Genomic DNA, 2,909 nt, shown 5'->3' on the forward strand with positions numbered 1-2,909 from the left:
GGCGTTCATGCCGTCGACCAGCTTTTCCCGGTGCATCAGCACCGCGCGGGTCTCCGACAACTCCTCCTCCTCGCCGGCCTTGGGGGCGAGCGCGTCCAGCTCGGCCACGGCGTGGCGCAGATACTCCTCTTCGGAGCGGGCACGGGCGATGTCGGCGGCGGCGGAATGGCGCGCGTCCTCGACCTGTCTCCAGGCGCGGTGGGCGGCGGCGACCTGTGCCGCCTGGGCCGACAGGCCGGCATAGGCGTCGAGCACGCCGCGGTGCGTCTGCGGGTTCAGCAGGCCATGGGTGTCGAACTGCCCATGCACCTCGACCAGTTCGGCGCCGAGCGTCTTGAGCAGGCCGACGCCGACCGGCTGGTCGTTGACCCAGGCGCGGCTGCGCCCGTCGGTGTTGACGGTGCGGCGGATCACCAGCGTTCCATCGCCGGAATCGCCGTCGAGCCCCTGTTCCTTCAGGATGGCAAAGGCCGGATGGTCGCCCGACAGCTCGAATTCCGCGGTAACGGAGGCCTGATCGGCGCCATGGCGCACCAGTCCCGAATCCGCACGCGCGCCAAGGGACAGCCCCAGCGCGTCGAGCAGGATCGATTTGCCGGCACCGGTCTCGCCGGTCAGGGCGCACAGGCCCTTGCGGAAGGACAGGCTCAGCCGCTCGATCAGGACGACGTCCCGGATCGTCAGCGACACGAGCATGGAGCGTCCTAGAACAGGGAGTTCCAGGCTCGATTGAGCCACGACTTCTCGTTTCGCTCGGGACGCAGGTTGGCGTCCACCAGCAGTGCGTAGCTGTCCGTGTACCATTCGCTGCCGGGGAAGTTGTGGCCGAGCACGGCCGCGGCGGCCTTCGCCTCGTCGGTCACGCCCAGCGCCAGATAGCACTCCACCAACCGGTGCAGCGCCTCAGGCACATGGGACGTGGTCTGGTAATTTTCAACGACGGTGCGGAACCGGTTGATCGCGGCGGTATACTGGTGCTGACGCAGATAGAAGCGCCCGACCTCCATCTCCTTGCCGGCAAGGTGATCGTTGGTCAGGTCGATCTTCAGCTTCGCGTCGCGGGCGTATTTGCTGTCGGGGAAGCGGCGGACCACCTCCTGCAGCGCATCGAGCGCCTGCCGCGTCATCTTCTGATCGCGGCGCACATCGGTGATCTGCTCGTAATAGCACAGCGCCCGCATGTAATAGGCGTAATCGACGTCCTGGCTGCCCGGATGAAGCTGGATGAAGCGGTCGAGCGCCAGGATGGCGTCGTCGTACTTCAGATCCTGGTATTGGGCATAGGCGGCAAGAAGCTGCGCCTTGCTGGCCGCATCGGCATAGGGATGCTGGCGCTCCACCTCGTCGTAGAGCTTTGCGGCCTTCTTGTAGGACTCCTCGCGCATCGCCGCGTCGGCTTCCGACATGAGCTGGTCGGCCGGGCGTTCGACATAGGCGTCCTCCTTGGTGGAGGAGCAGGCGGACAGAGCGGCGGACAGGAGGATGGCCGTCAGCGGCAGGCGGTACGGGCGAGGAAGCATCGTCGTCTTGGGCGCTTTCGAAGTTGCCCCTGTATAGCACGCCGGGGTAAGGGCGCCGCAAGCGGTAACGCGGGGGTGGACGATACGCCCCTCCCCGCGTCTGGCAAAAAATGGATGGAAAGCGCCTCAGCCGAACAGCGCGTCGATGTCGGCCTGGCTGATGTTGCCGCTGTCGGGCGTGGCCTCGGCCGGACCGTGCAGGTCCAGATTCTCGTCCTTCTTGGTGACGGACGGCGGCAGCGGCATCGCCTCGAACTCGCGCTTGTTCCACAGGCCCATCATCGCGTCGACGCGCTCTTCGATGAAGGACATGGCACGGACGACCTTGGTGATGCGCTGGCCGGTCAGATCCTGGAAGTTGCAGGCTTCATAGATGCGGACGATGACGTCGACCATGTCGTTGACGCGGTCGTTGTGATAGCCCTCCGGCAGCGACGACTTCAGTTCCGACACCACCTCTTCCAGCTCTTCGGCGCAGGCCATGATGGTGTTGGTCGCGGCCTCCGTTGCGGCGACGACGGCACTCAGCTCCTGGCTGGCCTGCTCGAACTTGTCGTCACCGGCCAGCGGGTGGCGGATGGCCGCCATTTCCACCTTGGTCGCCTTGATGCGGCCGGAAATGTCGGCGATCTCAACCTGGATCTGGTCGATCTGCGCCGCATCCATCGCCAGGAAGCGGTCGAGCTTGGCGCCCAGGTCGCTGACGGCCCTCAGCACTTCGGTGTTGTCGGCCTGCACCACCTGGGTCGGCGCCGGCAGGGCCGCCGCGGCGGCGCCGTCTTCGATCAACGCCTGGAACGGGTGCCCGGACTTGCGGGCCTTTTGAAGCTCGGCCATGAAGGGCTTGGTCATCTGCTTCATCCTCGGTCCCGCCTCTCGGAAACGGCCGGCTGTGGCCTGTGGTGATGGATGTCTGGTCGCGCTTGTCTGTGTTCTGCGTTTTGATCGGCTGACCGCACCCATCCGGCCATCGCCGGGCGGGGCGGGTCAATCCGGGGAAACCTGAGTGCTCTTCGGCAGGCCTGCCGGCGTCGGCCCCGTCCTTATCCGAACAGGGCGTCGATGGCGGCCTGGTCCAGCGGCGTCGGCGGTTCCGCCGCTGCAGGGGGCGGCGGCGGGGCGGCGGGCTTGGGAGCGGCCTTGGCCTTCGTTGCGGCGCCTGCGGGCTTCGGCACCGGCTTCTTCGCCGGCGCGGGGGCCGGTGCGGGCGCCGGGGCATCGAACATGCTGTCGATGTCGGACTGGCTCGCCACTGCAGGCGCCGCAGGGGGTGGCGGCGAATCGAACATGCTGTCGATGTCCGCCTGGCTGGACTGGACCGGAGCGGACGCCGGAGCATCGAACATGCTGTCGATGTCGGCCTGACTGGCTTTGGCCGGAGCCGGAGCA

General features: G+C 67.0%; 3 protein-coding genes and 1 pseudogene. All 4 read right to left on the reverse strand.

Translation table 11 applies throughout. From position 1 onward, the window contains the following. Positions 1-696: AAA family ATPase (locus I71_RS13435; RefSeq protein WP_042695364.1), on the reverse strand; the 696-nt coding region annotated here is incomplete at its 3' end. An 8-nt stretch (positions 697-704) separates the two neighbouring features. Continuing rightward, positions 705-1,520 carry an outer membrane protein assembly factor BamD gene (locus tag I71_RS13440; RefSeq protein ID WP_042695365.1) on the reverse strand — a complete coding sequence of 272 codons (816 nt, stop codon included), beginning with the start codon at positions 1,518-1,520 and terminating at the stop codon, positions 705-707. A 126-nt stretch (positions 1,521-1,646) separates the two neighbouring features. Continuing rightward, the gene (locus I71_RS13445; RefSeq protein WP_244433817.1) at positions 1,647-2,372 is read right to left on the reverse strand and encodes a hypothetical protein; all 726 of its coding nucleotides are present in this window, start codon (positions 2,370-2,372) and stop codon (positions 1,647-1,649) included. A 191-nt stretch (positions 2,373-2,563) separates the two neighbouring features. Continuing rightward, positions 2,564-2,909, reverse strand: a pseudogene (locus I71_RS13450) (hypothetical protein); the annotation flags it as partial.

It is taken from the genome of Azospirillum sp. B506 (genome assembly GCF_000333595.1).
Taxonomy (GTDB): Bacteria; Pseudomonadota; Alphaproteobacteria; order Azospirillales; family Azospirillaceae; genus Azospirillum.